Raw genomic sequence first — 20,054 nt, forward strand, 5'->3', positions numbered from 1 at the left:
ATGCTGATTTATTGGAATGACCTGATTGCCGAGCACCCAGACGGTATTGACCCAATGAGAATGGCAAACCCGGATAGTCTGATGCAGCGTGTTTTAGGCGTCACGCTGCAGCCGATAGAGAAGCGGAACACTAAAACGGTGGTCTGCATTCGCGCTAACGATGGCAGCAAGGCGGAATTGCTGCATGTCGATTTCCAAGAGTTTTTTGTGACGCGTGCGGCGGAGCCGGTGCGGGTCGGCGATGAGATGCAGCAAACCCAGCACAATTGGGACGGCGTCCCGTGCAAGGCGTTTATTACCCAGTCTGCGGCCAGCGTGATCAACACGGCGGTACGGCGTCCGAAAGAGTTTTACGAAGCGGAGGCGATGCCGACCGCGCCGGCCGTGCTGTTCGACCTGAGCGCGCTGCCGGCCGGCACCGAATGCTATGTGTACGTGCCGAATACAAAGGCCCTGGCATGGCCGCGCTGCACCTTTGTCGTCGCCAACAACAGCGGTAATCTGCTGAGCTTGCTGAACGATGGCACGATCAAAAACAAGGACGGAAGCCCGGTTGTCCCGCCGCAGATGGGACCAGGCCAGACCAGGGCCTGGTACCTCGACATGCTGGTGCATGTGCCGGCGATGTGGGGCGATACCAGCCAAGCGCCGGCGGCCTATGTCCTCAATGAGTTGCGTCTGCCATGATTCTGGCGCCGCTTGCCCGCGTTCCGCTCACCTCGCTGGCCAGCGCTGACGCGCCGCCGCCGGCCGGCGAGGCCCTGACGCTGCCGTTGCTGTTCATCGCCGGCCGCAGCGGCGCGCCGAGGCTGGGCCTCAGCTTGCTGGCCACGGGCAGCGCCGAACATGCCGGCGTTTGGGACGTGCGGGTGAGGCTGGGAGATGCCGACGTGTCGGCCTGGCTGACCGGGACGATACGCACCGAGGCGGAGGAAGGCGCCGCGCGCATTGCCGAACTGCAGCTGTTGCCGGGTGGACCGTATTCGCTGGCCAGCATCAGCGGCCGCACGGTGCAAATTGAGTTGCAATGTCAGCCCGGCGGGGCCTGGCATAGGCGTTTTACCGGTGTCGTCGAGCTGCCGGAACTGGAAGTTGGCAGCAAGCTGTTGACCCTGCATGCAACCGATGCGCGCAACGATACCCTCGCCACCAAGACTCGCCCGCAGCTCGCCACGCTGTTGGGCGGTTCCTGGTCGGATACCGTGTTCAGCGCAGACGCGGACTCATTGCGTTACGCCGAAGATCGGTTGTCCACCGTCCAGGCGAGCTATGACCTGGACGTCTATCGCCAGCCGCGGCTGACGGCCTGGCGCGCTACACCGCCGACGCTACGTTTTGACGCCGGCATCATCCTGGATGGCTCGCTGCGGCTGCAGACAAACCGGCTCAGCGAGCTGGTCAATACCGTGGTGTCAAGCTTCGAATTCCGTTACCCGCGGCTGATAGAGCAGCAACACATCTTTACCTGGAGCAACGACCAGCCGCTGCGCGAGTTTTTCGCCAACAAATTCAGATTCCCGGAGAAAACCACGGTGGAAAGCGCGGCCGGCGGCGTCAGCGGCTGGGGCATGCTGTCCGCACGATTCGACCCCGCGCCGCCGTCGAAGGCCTGGCAAGAAAACGGCGTGGTCTACAACTGGAAAAACCCGTTTACCGACCAGCCGGACGCCGACCCGTATTGCAGCCGCGCCCAGGTCGCGATGGCATGGCGCGGCGCGCAAGACGTCATGGAGAAATGGACGGTCTCGGTAACGGCCCCGGACTCGGTGACGGCGCACGGCGTGCGCAAACAAGACGGCCAGCATGGCCAGCTCGTCGTCGAAACCGACACCTCGGCATGGGAAAGCCGTCAGGGCCTGGCCGCCGGCGATCTCGACCAGTTGCCAGGCCAGGGCCGCGCCGAAGCCACCGCCGGCATTCGCACGCTGCAGGCGGTGGCTGCAGCTCAGATCGCGGCGAGCCACCGCAACACCCGGCTTACGTTCCAGATGCCTGCGCACTCGACGTTGGACGTCTGCCACAGCATCGCGGTTGAGCATCCGCATGCATCCGGCCGCGGCAAGGTGCAGCGCATTGTCGAGACCCTGGACACCGGCAGCGGACAAGCCACGGTGGAAGTGACGATGGTGCTATCCACTGCGCTGGTGGTGGGCACGGTGCCGGCGACACCGCTGCCGGCTCCGCCGACGCCCCCCAAGCCTCCACCGCCAGCGGCAACCAGTGCCGGCGGTATCACGGTGCTGGACAAATCCAGCATGGCCACGCTGCAGCACGACGGGTTTCTCGGATTCAGCGATGAACCCAGCACAGACGGCGCGCAGCGGCCGTCCGAATTCCGTATCAGCGCCCCTGAAGTGCCGGCGGCGCTACGCGATCCGGTCGAAGTCGCGCAAACATTGGAGCACAAGCTGGCACTGCCGGCCGATCCGCTCATTCTCAACCCGTAAGAGGTGGAACATGGCAATCACCCTACAGTTTTTTGACGACGCGGCGCTGACCTTGCCTTTGTCGCAGCTGGCGATGCGGCTGGAAAGCGGCCAGCAGGTCCGCCGCTGTGTTTATCTGGGCTCCACCCGCGCCGAGGCCGTATTCACGCCGGCGCGCGCGCCGCTGACGCTGACCGTGGCAGCGGCCAATGGCCAGCAGCTGCCCGGAGAATGGCGGCTGGCGCATAACGAGGCCGACCTGGCCAGCGCCGCGCCCGGCCAGGCGCTGGAGCTGGCGACGCCGCTGCAGGGCAGCGCGGACAACGCCAGGCCGATCTGGCTGCAATGGAACTATGCCGGCAGCGCCGGCGCCTGGCAGCAGTTTGGCCTGCAACTGGGCGAGGTGATCGAAGCATGAGAAACGATGAAGCCAAACGGATCGCCGACGCGCTGGGGCAGACCCAGCGCAAAACCGTCAGCAAATCCCCGTTGCCGCCGCCGGCGGCCAAGGGCGCGCTGCCAGGCAAAACCGGCGTCGGCCGCAGCGGCGCGGCCAATTTGCCGGCGAGTGGCGCGATTGCCGGGCCGCTGGTCGAAAAAGACGCGTCGCTGCGTCAGTACCTCCCGGAAACCAGCATGACGACCAGCGACGGCCTGTTCGTCATCCGCGTCCAGCCGATCAAGCAAGTCACGCTAACCGACGCCAAGGGGCAACCCGTAGTGATGGAGTACGCCGCACCATGAAGCTTGATACCCGTTCGCCGCTGCCGACGGCGCGGCCGACGCTGGCCGGCCACCCCTTCCATGGACTGGTAAAAGGCGGCGGCCTGACGCTGCCCAATGGGCAGGTCATTAACTATAGCGTCACCGGGTTATCAACCGTTTTGAGGGTGCCCGGCTGGGATAAGCAGGAGCACTACGACCCGACAACCGGCCACCGCTGGCTGCCCTATGCGATTTATCAGCGAGCCCATTTTTTTAGCGGCTGTTATTTGTATGCGCGCTTTCTCAACAATTGCGATTGGTTAGCCGCATTCGGCCCGGCCGACGTCTGGGCCGTTGAAGTCTCCGCGGCCGGGCTGACGCTGGAGTGCCTGAACCGCCAAGCCAAGCGGGTTTTTGCGCTGAACTGGGGAGCCGTAGCCGATGCCTTCAAGCCCAACACCGGCTGGTCCAAGCGCATAGCCGCGGTGTCTCCGTCCGGGCAGGTGGTAGCGATGAACTTCGTTAGGGCCTCGTCCCAGCAGTGGATCGTGGCCACTATTGCATTGACGGCAGATGGGGCGACCGTCCAGTTTCAAACCTATCCCGCGTTAATCGCATGGCCTGGTTATGACTGGGTAAAGGGTAATAATACGCAGCTGATTGCGGCTGCCACCGATGGCGGCGCAGTCGTTGCCGCATGCGGGGCGACGATTCTATCCGTCGCAGAAACCGCGTTAAGTGACGGGGGTCTCAAAGTCACCGTCACTGGCCAGCATAGAGTCGGCAACGTCATGCTCGGTCGTTTCCGGTCCGATCATTTTTTTGACATGCCGGACGGCCCTCTGCCGGATGATTCTGCCGATATCCAATATGGGGTGTTGCAACGGCCCGACTTCGTATGGCTAACGCATCCAATGTATACGCCGATAGACGATGGGGCGGTAATCGTGAATGGTTATGTGAATGCGACGGGCCTGTTCACCCCATACGGTGTTGTCGATATCGTTTCCGGCACTGGCACCCTTTGGCAGGGTCCTGCGGACAACTTCGTAGCGGTCCACCCCGTCACCAGACAAGTTATTTTTGATCCTCAGCCGATCAGCTTTGCCTGATGCCTGCCGAAGCGCTTCCCCCCTGTGCTGATGGCGGGAGTCCGGGACAATCGCCGCATCGTCCGGCCCCCGATCCCATCGCCATCATGCAACCCTATTTCCGTAAAGACCCGCTCTTCATCATTCAGGGCTGCTCGTTCGAGCATGGCTGGGACTGGACCGCCGGCGGTCAGCCCGTCGATCTAACCGGCACCCGTTTCGAACTGGTGGCCAAGGCCAGCGCCAGCGACAGCAAAGTGCTGATCTATCTGAGTACGGAAAACGGCGGAATTAAGGTCTCGGGCAACACCATCACGCTATTGATTCCCGTCGATAAAACCAAGGGCTATGGCTGGCGCGCCGCGGTGTTCGACCTGCGCGTCACCTGGCCCAGCGGCCGCGTCGACCTGTTCATGAGCGGCAAGATCGAAGTGCGGCCGGGGGTACTGAATGCACCGTGAAATCATCGAACTGGACCCCCGCCCGCGGATTGAGCGGCTGGAAACTCCGGTCATTAAACGCGAACTGCTCGTCGAGCCGGGCCGGCAAGGCCCGCCAGGGCCGCCAGGGCCGCCCGGCACCGCCGAGTTCGATACCAACCTCACCCTGATTTATCAAATCGCGCAACTATAGGAGACCGCGATGACACTGCAAATCCGGCTGACCGAACTCGCCACCGCCATCGGCAAGGACGTCAAAACCCTGCGTCAGCAAGACGGCGTACTGGCGACGCTGAAAACCACGGCCAAGGCCAGCCTGGTGGCCGCCATCAATGAGCTGTTCGATCTGCTGCAAGTGGGCGGCGGCGCCGGCATCGCCGACGACAAAGTCGGCACCGACACGACCTATTCATCGCAGCGCATTGTCGATCTGCTGGCGCAGCTCAAGGCCGACATCCTCGGCGGCGCCGACCCGGCATTCGACACTTTGAAAAAGCTGCAGGCCGCGCTGGAAAACGAACAGGACGCCGTCTCCGCCCTATTGAAAGCGGTTGGGCAGCGGCTGAGCATTGGCGAAGATCAGGGGCTGACAAGCACGCAAAAACAGATCGGCCGCGACAACCTTGACGTGTTTTCCAGGGGCGAAATAGGCGACATCGACGTCGACCTGGCCGCGGTATTTTTGGCCGCCCAGGCATGAGCCTGGCTAACCGGCTGCTGCAGCTGAGCAAAGCCGTCGGCGCCCAAATGGGCTTGCTGCGGCGTCGCTCGATGCGCGCCAATTTTGTCGGCCCGCTGGCCAGCATGGCCTCGCCAACCCCATGGTCGCCGCGAACCCCCGTCGAACTGACCGGACTCCGCGCCGACGTGGGCGTGCCGGCGCTGGCGGACATCACCATCAGGGTCCTAATCAATGGCCAGCCTGCGCTGGCCCTCATCGTCCTGGCCGGAGAGCAGGACGCCTATATCGACGACAGTTTTCCCATCCTCCCCGCCGATCAGCTGCGGGTCTCCATCCAGGCCAGCAGCGGCGCGGACCTGACCGTGACACTGGAGTACCGCTAATGCCCGAATTCAAAAAAATCGCCAATGGCGCAGAACTCTGCATGCTAGAGCATCGCGGCATGCTCTACATCGACGGCAACGCCCACCGCGTTTCTGATCTGTCGCTGGTGCCCGGCGCGCCGACGCCGCAGCGCGGCTGCGCGATGGGCGCGCCGGTTTCCGTCTACGCCGCCAGCCTGGTCACGCCGCGGGTTTATCACCACGGCTACATGCAGGCAGGCGTGGATTTCTACACATCGGACTGGGACGCGATCAACGCCGGCAGCTCATTGTTTGCCGCCCGCTATCTGGACGCTGGCGACGACCTGCTGCTGGAGGGCTATTACGGCGCGGCCGGCAACGCCCAGCAGCTGTTTCGCTATGACCCGGTGACGCTGGCAATCAAGGGCAGCATAGGCCTGACCTACACTAACGGCGGCGGCGCTTTTTTTATGGGCGCCTTGAAAAACGGGCGTTATCTATTCCGCTATCTGAACAACAGCGAAACCATGTCCGGCATGTTTTTCGATTTCGTCAACGCCGGCGGCCGCAACCTCGCCGGCCTGTTTCCAGGCACTAGCAATAACAACCCGGTGACGACGGTCGGCGTGCTCGGCATCAGCAACAGCAATTTTTTCTATCATCAGGTCAGCCGCAGCAACTACCAGGACACAGTATCGATATACCGCGTCGACCTCGCCACCTCGGCGGCCGGCCTGCTGGCCACGCTCAAGATGCCCGGCGCGGGAGGCAGCCCCGGCGGCGGCGCGCCCGGCCAGGGCTGCTCATTAACCTGGCCCTCGCTGGCTTGGCGCAGTGGGGCTGACGAGCTGACCAGCTACTACCTGGTCAAATCCGCCGACAGCACCGCGCTGTGCAGCATCACGCTGACCGAGGTCGAAACCGTGACGCCGAAAACAGTGGCGGCCGCGCCGGCCATCGACTGGACGGCCAACGACGGCCGGCCCGCATGGTATAGCGGCACCATGCGCCTAGGCATGGCGACGCGCTGCATCAGAATCAGCCACAACGACGGCAACGCATATTTACTATGTGCAGTATATGAACGCAAAGCCGCGGCCGTCAGCGAGCCGGGCGCCTACATGCTCTATCTGTTCCGCATCGACAGCCGCGACAAGCTGACCTATCTGAACAAACTCGCGCCCAGCGCGCGGCCGCGCGGCATCTTGACCGCGGACGACAGCGGCCAACGCTGGGCCGTCATCTACGATAACGGCGTCGAACTCTGGTCCGTCCAGGCAGGCGGGGCGCTGCTCAAAAGCCCGATGTACGCGATAGACCGCACCGCGCCGGGCGGCGACCTAGCGTTCGATAGCGCCGGCCGGCTGTGGTATCTGGAATGCGCCAACAATCCAATCCTGCCGCCCCAGGGGCAGCCGGTACTGTCCTACATCCCGCCGCTCGGCGACGCCCACCAGATCGTGATCTCGTTCCCGCAGCCCAGCTATGCATTCGACGGCGCACCGATCCAGACCGCGCTCAATGTCGAGGTCTACGATGCCAGCGGCCGCCGCATCGCCGTCCCGGTCACGCTCAAAGTCACCAGCCCCGCGCTGCAGTTTGCCGGCGGCGAAGCACAGACCCAGGTAACCTCGCGGGAAGACCAGCCTCTGGCCGTGCCGGTGGCCATCGTCGCACCCGGCCGCGTCACGGTGATGGGGTCCGCGTAATGGCCACCGTCCGGGTCTCGGTACAAGTCGCGCCGCCGGCCAGCGACTGCCGGCCGCCAGCGCAAGGCTTCGGGCAGTGCGCGGCAAGCGGCGCCCTCTGGCACCCCATCGCCCACCCGCGCCAGCCAGGCCACATCCCTGCGCAAGGCAAGGCGCGCTGCCTGGTCCTGGACGACACCGCCGGCGCGCAGCCGGGCGAATCCAAAGGCAGCGCCACGGCCGAGGTCTCGCTGGAATCCTGGGTGCCGCAGCGGCCGCAGTTCTATTGGGGGTGATTTAGGGCGATTGCAGGTGGAACTGCACCAGTTGGCCAGCTGCAACGGCGCAAAAGCCGGCGCAAACTGATGCAAAAGAGGCTGCGGCGTTACACTGTGCTTTGAAACACAGTTTGCTGCACAGGAAGCCGCGTATCCGACGCGCCCCGGGTCCCTTCAAGCCTGCCGTCGGGTGGCAGGTCCGAGGTCTTAAGCGGCTGCCTGTTCGAGCAGCGCGACGTTAGCGCGCTGCGAGTTCAGCCGCGCCTCGGACCTGACGGGAACCGGCGGGAAGCCGTAGGCCAGGCTTGCAGGGTGGCCTTTAGGGGTGGAGGGGATATTTGGCCAAGCAAATATCTCCTCCCTGCTCGCCGGGCAGCCCCGGCAATCAAAATCATCATCCGCGCAGCGGATTCCATGTCTTGGAGCCATCACTCGGAAAGATCGTAAACAGGTTCTTACAATTGGGCGCCGGCCTCAGGCAGCAGGGCGGTGGCCGGCAGCGTCGATAGCCGCTCGCGCAGGAAATCGATCAGCCGACGAATGCGCAGCGGCTGGCCGCGCTGGCCGGGGTAGAGCAGGTGCAGCGGCGCGCTGTCGGTGAAGTATTCGTCCAGCACCGTGAGCAGGCGGCCCTGGCGCAGATCGTCGGCGATGTCCAGCAGCGATTTGTAGGCGAAGCCCTGGCCTTGCAGCGCCCAGCGGCGGATCACCTCGCCGTCGTTGCTCTGCTGCGCGCGCTCCAGCCGCAGCGCGCGGCGCTGGCCGTGCTCGCGGTAAGGCCATTCGTGCATCGGGCCGTCGCCGGTGACCAGGGTCAGCGTCGGCAGCTCGGCCAGCTGCCGCGGATGGCTGGGCATGCCGGTGCGCGCCAGCAGCGCCGGCGCGGCGCAAACCACGCGGCGGCTGGCGGCCAGTTCGCGCGCGATCAGGCCGCTGTCCGCCGGCTGGCCGTAGCGGATGGCGATGTCAATGTCCTCGCCGATCAAATCGGCCGGGGTGTCGTCCAGCTGCAAGGCGAAATGCACCGCCGGGTGCAGGCGGCGGAATTCGTCCAGGCAGTCCAGCAAGGCGTGGCGGCCCAGGTCCGACGGCGCCGACAGCCGGATCAGGCCGCTGAGTTCGCGCTGCTCGCGCTGCAGCCGGTCCTGGCCTTGCTGCAGGGTGTCCAGCGCGCGCTGGCAGTGGTCGCGGAACACTTCGCCGGCCTCGGTCAGCCGAAGCTGGCGGGTGGTGCGCTGGAACAGCCGGCTGTCCAGCGCGGTCTCCAGCCGCTGGATGCAGGCGCTGGCGGCGGCGGGGGACAGGCCTTGCTTGCGGCCGGCGGCGGAGAAGCTGCCCAGTTGGGCAGCGTCGAGGAAGAGGCGTAGGTCGTTGAGTCGATCGAGCATGAGCGTGGCCCGGGCGCGGCAGCGCCCGGGCGGGGAGGGGTTTAAATGGTTTCGGTATTGGCCAGCAGCCATTCTCGCGCCGCGCCGTCCACCAGCGGCAGCAAGCGCGCGCGCACCTCGGCGTGGTATTGGTTCAGCCAGTCCACTTCGGCGCGGGACAGCAGGTTGAAGTCCAGGCAGCGGGTGTCGATGGGGCAAAGTGTCAGGGTTTCGAAGCGCAGGAAGTCGCCGAATTCGTTCTGCGACGAGGCCACGTTCAGCACCAGGTTCTCGATGCGCACGCCCCAGCGGCCCGGGCGGTAGACGCCGGGCTCGATCGAGGTGACCATGCCTTCCTGCATCGCCATATTGGCGTCCGGCACCGCGCGGGAAATGCTTTGCGGGCCTTCGTGAACATTGAGGAAATAGCCGACGCCGTGACCGGTGCCGTGGCCGAAGTCGATGTCCTGCTGCCACAGCGGAGCGCGCGCCAGCGCGTCCAGCATCGGCGACAGGGTGCCGCGCGGGAAATGGGCCATGGACAGGCCGATGGTGCCTTTCAGCACCAGGGTGAAGTCGCGCTTCTGCTCGGCGGACGGCGTGCCGACCGCCACCACGCGGGTGATGTCGGTGGTGCCGCCCAGGTATTGGCCGCCGGAGTCTATCAGCAGCAAGCCGTCGCCCTTGATCTCGCTGTGGGCGGCTTCGGTGGCGTGGTAGTGCGGCAGCGCGCCGTTGGCGTTGAAGCCGGCGATGGTGCCGAAGCTGGGCGACACGAAGCCGGGCCGGCGCGCGCGCGCGGCGGTGATTTCCTCGTCTATGGTCAGCTCGGTGACGCGGCTGCGGTTGACCTGGCCTTCGAACCAGGCGAAGAACTCGCACAGGGCCGCGCCGTCCTGTTCCATCGCGCCGCGGATGTGGGCGGCCTCTTCCTCCGTCTTGCAGGACTTGAACAGGGTGCTGGGATTGATCGCCTCGATTACGCGGGCGGCCGGATTGACCGCCTGGCGCAGGCCCAGGGTCACGCGGCGCGGGTCCAGCAGCAGGCTGGCGCCGGCCGGCAAGGCGGCGAGCGCCGGCTTGGCCTGGGCGTAAAGCCGCACTTCGACGCCGTCGGCCGCCAGTTGGGCGCGCAGCTCGGCGGAAACCTTGCCTTCGCCGACGAAGAGGGTGGCCTGCCGACGGCTCAGCAGCGCGTGGCTGATGAAGACCGGATTGTAGTTGACGTCGCTGCCGCGCAGATTGAAGCTCCAGGCGATGTCGTCCAGCGTGGACAGGAAGTGCCAGTCGGCGTCGGCCTCGTCCATGGCGGCGCGCAAGCGCGCCAGCTTGTCGGCGCGGCTTTGCGGCGCGAACGCCGTCTCATGTTGATACACCGGCGCGTCCGGCAGCGGCGGGCGCTGCGGGTCGATGGCGTCTATCAGGTTCAGATCGGTGCGCAAGAGGGCGCCGGCCTGTTCCAGCGCGGCTTGCAGCGCCTTGGCCGCGGCCAGGCCCAGCGAGTCGCCGTCCACCGCAAGGGTCTGGCCGGCGCTCAGGGTCTTAGCGATCCAGCCCAGGTGGTCGGCGCTGGCGGCGCTGATGATTTTGACCAGCTGGATGCCGCTGCCGGCCAATTCGGCTTCAGCTTGCACCCAATAGCGGCTGTCGGCCCAGACGCCAGCGAAGTCGCGGGTGACGATCAGCGTGCCCATGGAGCCGGTGAAGCCGGACAGCCATTGGCGGGCCTGCCAGCGCGCCGGCAGGTATTCCGACAGATGCGGGTCCGAGGAGGGCACCAGACAGGCGTCGACGCCGGCGTTCTTCATGGCGGCGCGCAAGGAGGCGATGCGTTGCGGAATGGTGTCCAATTGCGGGGTTGCGAGGGTGTTCATGCCGGCTCCGGGGGATGTATGCCATGCATTCTGTGGCTAATGAAACCGGGGCGCAAGAGTATGAGCATAGCTAATGAATACCATGTCATTTCTTGAGTCGGCACAAGCGCTGCTGAGAGGTCTATACTGGAGCCGGCATCGGCACCGCCGATGCATGCCAAGGAGCTGATCATGAGTAAATCAAGACACAGCAGCAAGGAAGCCAAGAAGCAGCCGTTGATGACGCCCAAAGAGAAACGGGCGGCCAAACATCAGAAAAAGCACGGGCCGGACGGTGTCCCCATCATTGTTCCTCACTAAGGCAAGCGCCGTGGCGATGCGGCAGCCCTGATGTGCCGACCGCCTTGCTGGTTTTGATCCGCGCGTTGTTACCCTCCACGGTCCATGTGACCGTCTACGCCGGCCAGTGGGCCGGCCAATCGTCCAAACCTCCTGCCATCGCGGCCAGGAGGTTTTTGTTTGGCGGGGATTGCTTGCGGATCAAGAGCAGGCGCGCGCCGCCAAAATATGCTTGTTGATTTTTTTCGGCGGAGACGATAGCTTTGCCGGCTTTATTCGGGGCCGGCCGCCGTGAACGCGGCGGGTGTGGGGGACAGGCGATGCAACAGGCAATCGAGGTGACGGGCTATCACGCCCATGTCTATTATAACGCGGAGCAGCAGCCGGCTGCGCGGCGGCTGCGCGAGGCGGTGGCGCAGCGCTTCGAGGTGGAGTTGGGACGCTGGCGCGAGCAGGCTTACGGGCCGCACCCGGTGGGCGCTTATCAGATCGCTTTCGCGCCGGCCTTGTTTGGCGAGATCGTGCCGTGGCTGATGTTGAACCGGGAAGGGCTGAGCGCGCTGCTGCATCCGCTGACCGGAGACGATGTCGAGGACCACAGCGATTTCGCCATGTGGCTGGGCGCGCCGCTGGAGTTGAACATGGACTTTCTGCACCAACACGGCGACAACGCGCGTTCGGGCTGAGCCTGCCCGCGAGTACAAAAAACCCCACCGGGAACCGGTGGGGTTTTGTCTGAGCGAAACGGCTTAGCGACGTTCCACCGCCAACGCCACGCCCATGCCGCCGCCTATGCACAGCGTGGCCAGGCCTTTCTTGGCGTCTCGGCGCTGCATTTCATGCAGCAGGGTGACCAGCACGCGGCAGCCGGAAGCGCCGATCGGGTGACCCAGCGCGATGGCGCCGCCGTTGACGTTGACCTTGTCCGGGCCCCAGCCCAGTTCGCGTGCCACGCCCAGCGCCTGTGCGGCGAAGGCTTCATTGGCTTCCACCAGGTCCAGCTCCTCCACTTTCCAGCCAGCCTTGTCCAGCGCCTTGCGGGTGGCGGCCACCGGGCCTATGCCCATGATCTCCGGCGCGCAGCCGGTCAGCGCGTAGCCCTTGATTGTGGCCAGCGGTTTCAGGCCCAGCTGGTCCGCCTTCTGCGCGGACATCAGCAGCACGGCGGCGGCGCCGTCATTGATGCCGGAAGCGTTGCCGGCGGTGACGGTGCCTTCTTTCTTGAAGGCGGCGCGCAGCTTGGCCAGGCTTTCGGCGCTGGCGTCGTGCTTGATGAACTCGTCGCTGTCGAAGGCCACCGGATCGCCCTTGCGCTGAGGCACCAGCACCGGCGTGATCTCATCCTTGAACTTGCCGGCTTTCTGCGCGGCGGCGGCGCGTTGCTGCGATGCCAGAGCCAGCGCGTCCTGCTCTTCGCGGCCGATGCCGTACTTTTCCGCCACGTTTTCGGCGGTGATGCCCATGTGGTAGGCGTTGTAGGCGTCGGTCAGGCCGTCGTTGACCATGGTGTCGATCAACTGGGCGTTGCCCATGCGGAAGCCGTCGCGCGAGCCGGGCAGAATGTGCGGCGACAGGGACATGCTTTCCTGGCCGCCGGCGATGACGATGTCGGCGTCGCCGTTGGCGATAGCCTGGGCGCCCAGATGCACGGCGCGCAGGCCGGAGCCGCAGACCACGTTGAGGGTTGTGGCCGGGGTGGTGACCGGCAGGCCGGCCTTGATCAAGGCCTGGCGCGCCGGGTTCTGGCCGCTGCCGGCGGTCAGCACCTGGCCGAGAATGACTTCGCTGACGTCCTCCGGTTTCAGGCCGGTTTGGGCCAGCAGCGATTTGATGACGGTGGCGCCCAGTTCCGGGGCCGGGATCTTGGCCAGCGCGCCGCCGAAACTGCCGATGGCGGTGCGGGTTGCTGCGACAATCACGACTTCCATGTTTTTCTCCGTCTCTCTTCAATGTGACCGCGAAGGTCGGTGTGTCGGCCAGCGCGCCGGCGGCGGGGCGAGGAAGCCGCTAAAGCGCTTCGAAGCGGCTTTCAACGCCCTTGCCCAACTATCCCGCCGAGGCGCGGCAGACTTTGAACAGTTTTTCTTAGAGCCTGTTTATGATCTCGCGAGCTAGGGCGAGACAAGGCGAAAACGAGCGAAAAAGCGGAATATGCACGTGGTACATGAGCATTTTGAGCTCGGTTTCAACGCCGTATCGCCGACGCGCAGCAGATCGTAAACAGGTTCTTATTGCAGGCTGGCCACCACGCTGGGCATGGCCTTGGCCAGCACATAGCTGCCCGGCGCCGCTTGCAGCGGCGGGAAGTCTTTGCTGCCCAGGCTCTTGGGCGCGGCGACTTTCTTCCCGGATTGAGGGGCCAGCCAGGCGTCCCAGTCCTTCCACCAGCTGCCGGGGCGGCTTTCCGCGGTTTCCAGCCAGGCGTCCGCGTGTTCCGGCAACTTGTCGTTGACCCAGTAATTGCGCTTGTCCTTGGTCACCGGGTTGATTGAGCCGGCGATATGGCCGGAGGCGCCCAGCACGAAGCGCCGCGACGGCGCGCCGGTCAGGTAGTGGACGCCGGAGTAGGCGGAGCTCCACAGCACGATGTGGTCTTCGCGCGCGGCGAAGATGTAAACAGGGATGTCGATCTTGGAAACGTCGATGGGCACGTCGCACAGGGTGATGGAACCCGGTTTGGTCAGCGCGTTGTTCATGTAGAACTGGCGCAGCATGAAGGTGTGCATCGGCAGCGGCAGGTCCACCGCGTCGTTGTTCCAGTAGAGGAGGTCGAACGGCGCCGGCGTCTTGCCCAGCAGGTAGTTGTTGACCACGTAGTTCCACACCAAGTCATTGGCGCGCAGGCTGGCGAAGGTGCGGCCTATTTCCTTGCCGCTGATGATGCCGCCAGCGGCGATTTTGGCTTCGCGGCTGGCCACCAGGTTCTCGTCGATGAAGTAGGAGATCTCGCCCGGCTCGGCGTGGTCTATCAGCGAGGTCATGAAGGTGGTGGAGTCGAAATACTTGAGCCCGCGGGCCTGCAGCACGCACTGGGTGGTGGTCAGGATCACGCCGCCGACACAGAAGCCCAGCGCGTTCATGCTGTCCTGCTTGCTGATCTTGCGCACGGTTTCCGCCGCGGCGATCACGCCTTTCTCGATATAGCTTTCCCAGGTGAAATGCTTCATCTCTGGTTCCGCTGAGCGCCAGCTGATCAGGAACACGCGGTAACCCTGGGCCACGAAGTGGCGCACCATGGAATTGTCCGGCTGCAGGTCCATCAAGTAGTACTTGTTGATGCAGGGCGGCACGATCAGCAGCGGCTTTTCGTAGACTTCGCCGGTGGTGGGCGTGTACTGGATCAGTTCGATCAATTCATTGCGGAACACCACTTCGCCCGGGGTGACCACGATGTTCTTGCCGATCTCGAACTGGCTCTCGTCCGACATCGAGATATGGCCCTTCTGGAAATCCTCCAGCATGTTCTTCATGCCGTCGACCAGGCTTTCGCCCTTGGTCTCTATTGCCCGTTTCATCACGTCCGGGTTGGTCAGCATGAAGTTGCTGGGGGAGACCGCGTCCAGGTATTGGCGGGTGGCGAAGGCCAGCTTGTCCTTGGCTTCTTCCTCCAGCTGGGCGTTGTCCACCAGCTCGGTCATCCATTTGCTGGTGAGCAGATAGCCTTGCTTGAGGAAATGGTAGAACGGGTGTTCGTCCCATTCCGGCGAGGCGAAGCGGCGATCGCCCTTTTTCGCCGAGGCGTCGCCGTTGGCGGGCGTCTGGCCCAGGAATTGCGACCACAGATTCATCTGTTGCTGATACAAGCTGCTTTGCCAGGCGAACAGCTGGCCGGCGTTGCTGAGCATGGCGCCCCAGGCGTTGGCCAGCGGCAGTTCAGCATTTCCAGGTTGCGGCGGCAGCGGCAGGTTGTTGACGAACTGCTGCATCCATTGTTGGTTGGCCTCGGATAGGCTGGCGAAGAAACTATCCAGCGGGTTTGTACTTTCTTGGGTCAAAGCTGTCTCCTGAAACGTGCCGAAGCGTTATCGAAGCTTTCCTGCATTGGACCGTGTAACAAAGTGTGCGGTCGCAAGGTACGCCATGACTGTAACAGGGTTGCATGACATTTTCACCGGGAGGAGGACGATAAGGCGCGTCGAAAGCCGCATCTTGTTGCCGCAGTGCACAATCTGCCTAGCTGTCCTTTCGGCCTGGCATGCCGGGAGGATGGAAATTATGGGATAATCGCGAAGATTCAATTGGCGTTGGACTGAACGGGAAAGGATGGTCATGACGGCATTCAAGGCGCGCTTGGGCGAAGAGGACGTCGCGGTGGGGAATATCTTCTGCATTGGGCGCAATTACGCCGCGCACGCGGCGGAGTTGAACAACCCACTGGAAGACGAGCCGCTGGTGTTCCTGAAACCGACTTCGGCGCTGGCCGGCGAGGGCGAGCCACTGCGTCTGCCCGACTATTCCCGTGACGTTCACCATGAGTGCGAACTGGTGCTGTTGATAGGCAAGGGCGGCCGCGATATTGCGGAATCGGAAGCGCTCGATCATGTGGCTGGTTACGGCATTGGCCTGGACATGACGGCTCGCGACGTGCAATCGGCGGCCAAGAGCAAGGGCCATCCCTGGACCAAGGCCAAGGGTTTTCCCACCGCCGCCTGCCTGTCGCGGCTGGCGCCGGCTGAGCAAGTGGCCGATCCTCAGCGGCTGAGTTTCGAATTGCGCGTCAACGGGGAGTTGCGTCAGCAAGGCGACACCGGCTTGATGTTGTTCCCTGTGGCAGCCATCATCGCCTATCTGTCGCGGACCTACGGCCTGCAGGCCGGCGATCTGATCTATACCGGCACGCCGGAAGGGGTTGCCGCAGTGCGTTCCGGTGACAAGCTTAGCTTGAAGCTGGATGGATTGGCCTCCGCCGAATGGAGCGTGCTCTGATGGCGGCCTCAGGCGAGGACGACGGCAAGGTCCGTCTCGACAAATGGCTGTGGGCCGCCCGTTTCTTCAAGACCCGGCAACTGGCGCACGAAGCTCTGGAACTGGGGCGTGTGCAGGTCAACGGCGACAAGGTCAAGGCGTCGCGGGTGGTCAAGGAGGGCGACCAGCTAGTGATGCGCATCAATCAGCTGGAGTACCGCGTTGAGGTGCTGGCGCTGAGCACCCAGCGCCGCCCGGCGCAGGAGGCGCGGCTGCTCTACCGCGAGGACGAGGCCTCGCAACGCGCGCGAGCCGAGCAGCAGTTGCTGCTAAAAGCGGAGCGCGCCAGTTTCCCGCACGGCGACGGCCGTCCCACCAAGAAGGCGCGCCGGGATATCGGCAAGTTCAAAGGGCAGTTCTGAGAGCCGGTTCAAAGTCTGCTGCGCGGCATTTCCGCGCGCCGTTTTACGTTTTCAACCAGGAGCCCGTTTAAGGGCCGAGCTTTACATCATGCCGTCTGCCGCGTCACCCGCCGTATCCCTGCTGCCGTTCAGCCTGTTCTATTTCAGTTATTTCGCCTTTCAGGGCCTGTTCAGTCCGTTCTGGGGGCTCTATCTGCAATCGCTGTCCTTCTCCGCCTGGCAGATCTCGGTGTTGATGGCCTTGTCCACGTTGGCGCGCATCGTCGCACCCGGTTTCTGGGGCTGGCTGGCGGACAGGCGCGGCCGCCGGCGCGCCATCATTCTGACGACGTCGCTGCTGTCGGCGGCGGCCTTCCTGCTGGTGGGACTGGACCGCGCTTTCTGGTGGGTGTTCGTCAGCCTGGCGGTGTCCCACTTCTTCTGGGCGGCGGCGCTGCCGCTGGTGGAGGCCAGCACCGCCCATCTGACGCGCGCGCAGCCAGGGCGTTACAGCCGGGTGCGGGTCTGGGGCTCGATAGGCTTCGTCTGTCTGGCGATGAGCGGCGGCCTGCTGCTGGACGGCATCGGCATAGGCAATCTGCCCTGGGCGCTGTGCGCCTTGCTGGCCCTGGTGGCGGCGGCGGCCTGGCGGGTGCCGGAGGTGGTTGCTGAGCGCAAGAGCGGGCCGTCTGCGCCTATCGCCGCCACGCTGAGGCGGCCGGAGGTGATGGCGCTGTTTGGCTGTTGTTTTCTGATGGCCTTCGCTCACGGGCCTTACTACACTTTTTTTTCCATCGGGCTGAAGCAGGCGGGTTATGAGCAAGGCGCGATCGGCATGCTGTGGGGGCTGGGCGTGGCCAGCGAGGTGGCGATATTCCTGCTGATGCCCAAGATTATGGCGCGTGCGCGTTTGGAAACGCTGATGCTGTTGTCGCTAGCGGCGGCGGCGCTGCGTTTCGCGCTGATCGCCGCCGCGGCGCAACTGGCCTGGGTGGCGATAGGGGCGCAGCTGCTGCACGCGCTGACTTTCGGTCTGCATCACGCGGCCTCGGTGGGCTTGATTCACCGCATGTTCGACCCACATCACCACGGACGCGCCCAGGGTTTGTACATCATCGCCTCGTTTGGCGTCGGCGGCAGCGCCGGCGGTCTGATCGGCGGGCTGGTGTGGCCGCACGGCGGCATGGCGACGACGTTCGCGATGTCTGCCGTCGCCGCCGCGCTGGGTGTGTTGCTGTGCCGGCGCTGGCTGCGGCCAGCGGCGCCTGTTCAGGCGGGCTGATCTTTCAACAAGGCCGGCGGCACGAAGTAACAGCTGTCGCCGTCGATGCCGGGCAGTTCGATACGGCCCTGATAAAGCAGGCCGATTTTCTCCAGCACGCGGATGGATGCCAGGTTGTGCGGCGCGGTGATGCCCACCACCACCGCGTGGCCCAGTTGCTCGCGGCCGTGTTCTATGGCGGCCAGCGCGGCTTCGCTGGCGTAGCCGCAGCCCCAGTATTGCTCCAGGAAGGCGTAGCCGATGTCCGGGTAGTCCAGGCCGTCGCGCTTGACCAGGCCGCAGATGCCGACCGGGGCGCCATCGTCCAGCCGCTCGACTAGCAAGAGGCCGTGGCCGTGCTTGCGGTAGCTGGTTTGCGGGCCTTCCTCGATATAGCGCAGGGCGCCGAGCAGATCGTGGGCGTCTTTGTCGCCGATATTGGCGATGAAGGCCGGCGCGTTCAGCAGCTTGAGCATGAAGGGGGCGTCGCTGGCGTGCAGCGGGCGCAGTTGCAGTCTGGCGGTGGCGATGTGATGCATGGCTGGTTCGGATTTCGCGGGATGAGGTCGTAAAAAAAGCCGACGGCGCGCAAACGCCATCGGCTTTGATGCTAACAGGCCAGCGGCTCAGCACTCAACAATATTCACCGGCACCTCGATGACGTTGATGGCAAGGCCGCCGCGAGCGGTTTCCTTGTACTTGGTGCTCATGTCCATGCCGGTGTCGCGCATGGTTTTGATCACCCGGTCCAGCGACACGAAGTGCTGGCCGTCGCCGCGCAGCGCCATGCGCGCTGCGTTGATGGCCTTGACCGAGGCCATGGCGTTGCGTTCGATGCAGGGCACTTGCACCAGGCCGCCCACCGGATCGCAGGTCAGGCCCAGATTGTGCTCCATGCCGATTTCGGCGGCGTTTTCCACCTGTTCCGGGGTGCCTCCCAGCACTTCGGCCAAGGCGCCCGCGGCCATGGAGCAGGCCGAGCCCACTTCGCCCTGGCAGCCCACTTCGGCGCCGGAGATGGAGGCGTTGAGCTTGAACAACACGCCGATGGCGCCGGCGGTGAGCAGGAAGCGCACGATGCCGTCGTCGCTGGCGCCGGGCACGAAGCGGGCGTAATAGTGCATCACCGCCGGGATGATGCCGGCCGCGCCGTTGGTGGGCGCGGTCACCACACGGCCGCCGCCTGCGTTTTCCTCATTAACCGCCAGCGCATACAGATTGACCCAGTCCATCACCGTCAGCGGGTCGCGCAGCGCCGCCTCGGGCGAGGCCAGCAGTTTGTGGTGCATGTCGGCGGCGCGGCGCTTCACCTTCATGCCGCCGGGCAGGATGCCTTCGCGTTCGCAGCCACGCTTGACGCAGTCCTGCATCACTTGCCAGATTTTCAGCAGCTCGGCGCGTACTTGTTCCTCGCTGCGCCAGGCCAGTTCGTTCTCCAACATGATCTGGCTGATGGATTTGCCGTGGCGCTGACACAAAGCCAGCAATTCCGCCGCGCTCTTGAACGGGTGCTTGAGCTCGGTGACGCCAGGCGGCACGAAGCCGGCGTCGATGGCGGCCTCGTCGACCACGAAGCCGCCGCCCACCGAATAATAAGCGCGTTTGGACAGGCTGGCGCCGGCGGCGTCGAAGGCTTCGAAAATCATGCCGTTGGGGTGATAGGGCAGGGTTTTCTTCTTGTGCAGAATCAGGTGCTCGCCTTCGACGAAGGGTACGGTCTGTTTGCCCAGCAGCGAGACGGCTTTGTCTGCGCGGATGGCGGCCAGCATGCCGTCCACCGCATCGGTGTCAATCAGGTCGGGCTGCTCGCCCTGCAGTCCCAGCAAGACCGCGACATCGGTGCCGTGGCCCTTGCCGGTGGCGCCCAGCGAGCCGAACATCTCGGCGCGCACGCTGGCGGTCTGAGTCAGCAACTCGTCTTTTTCCAGCCGGGCGATGAATTGGCGCGCGGCGCGCATCGGTCCAACCGTGTGGGAGCTGGACGGGCCGATGCCTATCTTGAACAAATCAAAAACACTGATGGCCATAATGCTTCTCTTTAAGGGCTGTGTCCCGCTAAGCGGGTTGTTGTGAGGATGGCCTGGGCCGTCCTTATTATTGTCGTTGTCATGGTTTCACATGGTTGTGGCGCCGGGGTTGCCAGCGCTTCGCCATCTTGCGGCAGCCGGGGAATCTAGACAAGCCGGAGGCCGCTGTCAATTTAGAATTATAGAGTCAGGACTAAGTTGCGTCGGGGATTCGACGAGTTGAAACCGCTTCGCATTCGGACGGCATGAGCAGGGCGGGCGGGAGGCCCTTTGTACAAGGCGGGGA

At 64.4% G+C, this 20,054-nt stretch carries 22 protein-coding genes; 16 read left to right on the forward strand and 6 right to left on the reverse strand.

Annotation, left to right across the window (positions count from 1 at the left end):
* From HA052_RS22870 to HA052_RS22920, 11 genes are all read left to right on the forward strand, one after another.
* Positions 1 to 687 carry a hypothetical protein gene (locus HA052_RS22870; RefSeq protein WP_166453744.1) on the forward strand — a complete coding sequence of 229 codons (687 nt, stop codon included), beginning with the start codon at positions 1 to 3 and terminating at the stop codon, positions 685 to 687.
* A complete protein-coding gene (locus HA052_RS22875) occupies positions 684 to 2,447 on the forward strand; it encodes a hypothetical protein (protein WP_166453745.1) in 1,764 nt (587 codons plus the stop codon). The genes HA052_RS22870 and HA052_RS22875 overlap by 4 nt, the downstream gene beginning before the upstream one ends.
* Before the next feature lie 10 nt (positions 2,448 to 2,457).
* Complete coding sequence (locus tag HA052_RS22880) at positions 2,458 to 2,844, forward strand: hypothetical protein (protein WP_166453746.1); 387 nt, start codon at positions 2,458 to 2,460, stop codon at positions 2,842 to 2,844.
* A complete protein-coding gene (locus HA052_RS22885) occupies positions 2,841 to 3,170 on the forward strand; it encodes a hypothetical protein (RefSeq protein ID WP_166453747.1) in 330 nt (109 codons plus the stop codon). The genes HA052_RS22880 and HA052_RS22885 overlap by 4 nt, the downstream gene beginning before the upstream one ends.
* Positions 3,167 to 4,243 (forward strand): hypothetical protein, encoded by a 1,077-nt coding sequence (locus HA052_RS22890; protein ID WP_166453748.1) that lies wholly within the window; start codon positions 3,167 to 3,169, stop codon positions 4,241 to 4,243. The genes HA052_RS22885 and HA052_RS22890 overlap by 4 nt, the downstream gene beginning before the upstream one ends.
* Positions 4,244 to 4,329: 86 nt before the next feature.
* Positions 4,330 to 4,683: a hypothetical protein gene (locus tag HA052_RS22895; RefSeq protein WP_166453749.1), complete on the forward strand. Its 354-nt coding sequence runs from the start codon at positions 4,330 to 4,332 to the stop codon at positions 4,681 to 4,683.
* The gene (locus HA052_RS22900) at positions 4,673 to 4,855 is read left to right on the forward strand and encodes a hypothetical protein (protein WP_166453750.1); all 183 of its coding nucleotides are present in this window, start codon (positions 4,673 to 4,675) and stop codon (positions 4,853 to 4,855) included. The genes HA052_RS22895 and HA052_RS22900 overlap by 11 nt, the downstream gene beginning before the upstream one ends.
* Positions 4,856 to 4,864: 9 nt before the next feature.
* Complete coding sequence (locus HA052_RS22905; protein ID WP_166453751.1) at positions 4,865 to 5,362, forward strand: hypothetical protein; 498 nt, start codon at positions 4,865 to 4,867, stop codon at positions 5,360 to 5,362.
* Positions 5,359 to 5,727 (forward strand): hypothetical protein, encoded by a 369-nt coding sequence (locus tag HA052_RS22910; RefSeq protein ID WP_166453752.1) that lies wholly within the window; start codon positions 5,359 to 5,361, stop codon positions 5,725 to 5,727. Before HA052_RS22905 ends, HA052_RS22910 begins: the two co-directional genes overlap by 4 nt.
* The gene (locus HA052_RS22915) at positions 5,727 to 7,397 is read left to right on the forward strand and encodes a hypothetical protein (RefSeq protein WP_166453753.1); all 1,671 of its coding nucleotides are present in this window, start codon (positions 5,727 to 5,729) and stop codon (positions 7,395 to 7,397) included. Before HA052_RS22910 ends, HA052_RS22915 begins: the two co-directional genes overlap by 1 nt.
* Positions 7,397 to 7,672, forward strand: a complete 276-nt coding sequence (locus HA052_RS22920; protein ID WP_166453754.1) for a hypothetical protein — start codon at positions 7,397 to 7,399, stop codon at positions 7,670 to 7,672. Before HA052_RS22915 ends, HA052_RS22920 begins: the two co-directional genes overlap by 1 nt.
* Before the next feature lie 437 nt (positions 7,673 to 8,109).
* Here HA052_RS22920 and HA052_RS22925 read toward each other — a convergent pair whose 3' ends face one another.
* Together HA052_RS22925 and HA052_RS22930 are read right to left on the reverse strand one after the other, a co-directional pair.
* Positions 8,110 to 9,042: a LysR family transcriptional regulator gene (locus HA052_RS22925; protein ID WP_166453755.1), complete on the reverse strand. Its 933-nt coding sequence runs from the start codon at positions 9,040 to 9,042 to the stop codon at positions 8,110 to 8,112.
* 41 nt (positions 9,043 to 9,083) lie between these two features.
* Positions 9,084 to 10,871, reverse strand: a complete 1,788-nt coding sequence (locus HA052_RS22930) for an aminopeptidase P family protein (protein ID WP_206119018.1) — start codon at positions 10,869 to 10,871, stop codon at positions 9,084 to 9,086.
* Between the two features lie 195 nt (positions 10,872 to 11,066).
* Between HA052_RS22930 and HA052_RS28040 the strand changes: the two genes are divergently transcribed.
* Positions 11,067 to 11,195, forward strand: coding sequence for a hypothetical protein (locus HA052_RS28040; RefSeq protein WP_254894466.1), 129 nt, complete (start codon positions 11,067 to 11,069; stop codon positions 11,193 to 11,195).
* Between the two features lie 299 nt (positions 11,196 to 11,494).
* Positions 11,495 to 11,860: a DOPA 4,5-dioxygenase family protein gene (locus HA052_RS22935; RefSeq protein ID WP_166453757.1), complete on the forward strand. Its 366-nt coding sequence runs from the start codon at positions 11,495 to 11,497 to the stop codon at positions 11,858 to 11,860.
* A 63-nt stretch (positions 11,861 to 11,923) separates the two neighbouring features.
* On the opposite strand, the gene HA052_RS22940 is transcribed toward HA052_RS22935, so the two are convergent.
* Positions 11,924 to 13,102 carry an acetyl-CoA C-acetyltransferase gene (locus HA052_RS22940; protein ID WP_166453758.1) on the reverse strand — a complete coding sequence of 393 codons (1,179 nt, stop codon included), beginning with the start codon at positions 13,100 to 13,102 and terminating at the stop codon, positions 11,924 to 11,926.
* Positions 13,103 to 13,402: 300 nt separating this feature from the next.
* Positions 13,403 to 15,100 carry a PHA/PHB synthase family protein gene (locus tag HA052_RS22945; RefSeq protein WP_439823246.1) on the reverse strand — a complete coding sequence of 566 codons (1,698 nt, stop codon included), beginning with the start codon at positions 15,098 to 15,100 and terminating at the stop codon, positions 13,403 to 13,405.
* A gap of 343 nt (positions 15,101 to 15,443) precedes the next feature.
* On the opposite strand from HA052_RS22945, the gene HA052_RS22950 reads away from it, so the two are divergent.
* The 3 genes from HA052_RS22950 (at position 15,444) to HA052_RS22960 (ending at position 17,762) form a co-directional block, all read left to right on the forward strand.
* Complete coding sequence (locus tag HA052_RS22950) at positions 15,444 to 16,100, forward strand: fumarylacetoacetate hydrolase family protein (RefSeq protein ID WP_166453760.1); 657 nt, start codon at positions 15,444 to 15,446, stop codon at positions 16,098 to 16,100.
* Positions 16,100 to 16,501 (forward strand): RNA-binding S4 domain-containing protein, encoded by a 402-nt coding sequence (locus HA052_RS22955; RefSeq protein ID WP_081544520.1) that lies wholly within the window; start codon positions 16,100 to 16,102, stop codon positions 16,499 to 16,501. The genes HA052_RS22950 and HA052_RS22955 overlap by 1 nt, the downstream gene beginning before the upstream one ends.
* An 88-nt stretch (positions 16,502 to 16,589) precedes the next feature.
* Positions 16,590 to 17,762, forward strand: coding sequence for an MFS transporter (locus HA052_RS22960; RefSeq protein ID WP_166453761.1), 1,173 nt, complete (start codon positions 16,590 to 16,592; stop codon positions 17,760 to 17,762).
* Here HA052_RS22960 and HA052_RS22965 read toward each other — a convergent pair.
* Both HA052_RS22965 and HA052_RS22970 read right to left on the reverse strand, forming a co-directional pair.
* Positions 17,750 to 18,280 (reverse strand): GNAT family N-acetyltransferase, encoded by a 531-nt coding sequence (locus tag HA052_RS22965; RefSeq protein ID WP_166453762.1) that lies wholly within the window; start codon positions 18,278 to 18,280, stop codon positions 17,750 to 17,752. The genes HA052_RS22960 and HA052_RS22965 overlap by 13 nt on opposite strands.
* Before the next feature lie 87 nt (positions 18,281 to 18,367).
* Positions 18,368 to 19,768 (reverse strand): L-serine ammonia-lyase, encoded by a 1,401-nt coding sequence (locus HA052_RS22970; RefSeq protein WP_081544523.1) that lies wholly within the window; start codon positions 19,766 to 19,768, stop codon positions 18,368 to 18,370.
* Between the last annotated feature and the right edge of the window lie 286 nt (positions 19,769 to 20,054).

The sequence above is a fragment of the Chromobacterium fluminis genome (genome assembly GCF_011602385.1).
Classification (GTDB): domain Bacteria; phylum Pseudomonadota; class Gammaproteobacteria; order Burkholderiales; family Chromobacteriaceae; genus Chromobacterium; species Chromobacterium fluminis.

Excerpts from the sequence above, each read along its gene's own strand:
- HA052_RS22870 (WP_166453744.1), top strand. The coding sequence starts at position 1 with ATGCTGATTTATTGGAATGACCTGATTGCCGAGCACCCAGACGGTATT.
- HA052_RS22875 (WP_166453745.1), top strand. The coding sequence starts at position 684 with ATGATTCTGGCGCCGCTTGCCCGCGTTCCGCTCACCTCGCTGGCCAGC.
- HA052_RS22880 (WP_166453746.1), top strand. The coding sequence starts at position 2,458 with ATGGCAATCACCCTACAGTTTTTTGACGACGCGGCGCTGACCTTGCCT.
- HA052_RS22885 (WP_166453747.1), top strand. The coding sequence starts at position 2,841 with ATGAGAAACGATGAAGCCAAACGGATCGCCGACGCGCTGGGGCAGACC.
- HA052_RS22890 (WP_166453748.1), top strand. The coding sequence starts at position 3,167 with ATGAAGCTTGATACCCGTTCGCCGCTGCCGACGGCGCGGCCGACGCTG.
- HA052_RS22895 (WP_166453749.1), top strand. The coding sequence starts at position 4,330 with ATGCAACCCTATTTCCGTAAAGACCCGCTCTTCATCATTCAGGGCTGC.
- HA052_RS22900 (WP_166453750.1), top strand. The coding sequence starts at position 4,673 with ATGCACCGTGAAATCATCGAACTGGACCCCCGCCCGCGGATTGAGCGG.
- HA052_RS22905 (WP_166453751.1), top strand. The coding sequence starts at position 4,865 with ATGACACTGCAAATCCGGCTGACCGAACTCGCCACCGCCATCGGCAAG.
- HA052_RS22910 (WP_166453752.1), top strand. The coding sequence starts at position 5,359 with ATGAGCCTGGCTAACCGGCTGCTGCAGCTGAGCAAAGCCGTCGGCGCC.
- HA052_RS22915 (WP_166453753.1), top strand. The coding sequence starts at position 5,727 with ATGCCCGAATTCAAAAAAATCGCCAATGGCGCAGAACTCTGCATGCTA.
- HA052_RS22920 (WP_166453754.1), top strand. The coding sequence starts at position 7,397 with ATGGCCACCGTCCGGGTCTCGGTACAAGTCGCGCCGCCGGCCAGCGAC.
- HA052_RS22925 (WP_166453755.1), bottom strand. The coding sequence starts at position 9,042 with ATGCTCGATCGACTCAACGACCTACGCCTCTTCCTCGACGCTGCCCAA.
- HA052_RS28040 (WP_254894466.1), top strand. The coding sequence starts at position 11,067 with ATGAGTAAATCAAGACACAGCAGCAAGGAAGCCAAGAAGCAGCCGTTG.
- HA052_RS22935 (WP_166453757.1), top strand. The coding sequence starts at position 11,495 with ATGCAACAGGCAATCGAGGTGACGGGCTATCACGCCCATGTCTATTAT.
- HA052_RS22940 (WP_166453758.1), bottom strand. The coding sequence starts at position 13,102 with ATGGAAGTCGTGATTGTCGCAGCAACCCGCACCGCCATCGGCAGTTTC.
- HA052_RS22945 (WP_439823246.1), bottom strand. The coding sequence starts at position 15,100 with ATGCAGCAGTTCGTCAACAACCTGCCGCTGCCGCCGCAACCTGGAAAT.
- HA052_RS22950 (WP_166453760.1), top strand. The coding sequence starts at position 15,444 with ATGACGGCATTCAAGGCGCGCTTGGGCGAAGAGGACGTCGCGGTGGGG.
- HA052_RS22955 (WP_081544520.1), top strand. The coding sequence starts at position 16,100 with ATGGCGGCCTCAGGCGAGGACGACGGCAAGGTCCGTCTCGACAAATGG.
- HA052_RS22960 (WP_166453761.1), top strand. The coding sequence starts at position 16,590 with ATGCCGTCTGCCGCGTCACCCGCCGTATCCCTGCTGCCGTTCAGCCTG.
- HA052_RS22965 (WP_166453762.1), bottom strand. The coding sequence starts at position 18,280 with ATGCATCACATCGCCACCGCCAGACTGCAACTGCGCCCGCTGCACGCC.
- HA052_RS22970 (WP_081544523.1), bottom strand. The coding sequence starts at position 19,768 with ATGGCCATCAGTGTTTTTGATTTGTTCAAGATAGGCATCGGCCCGTCC.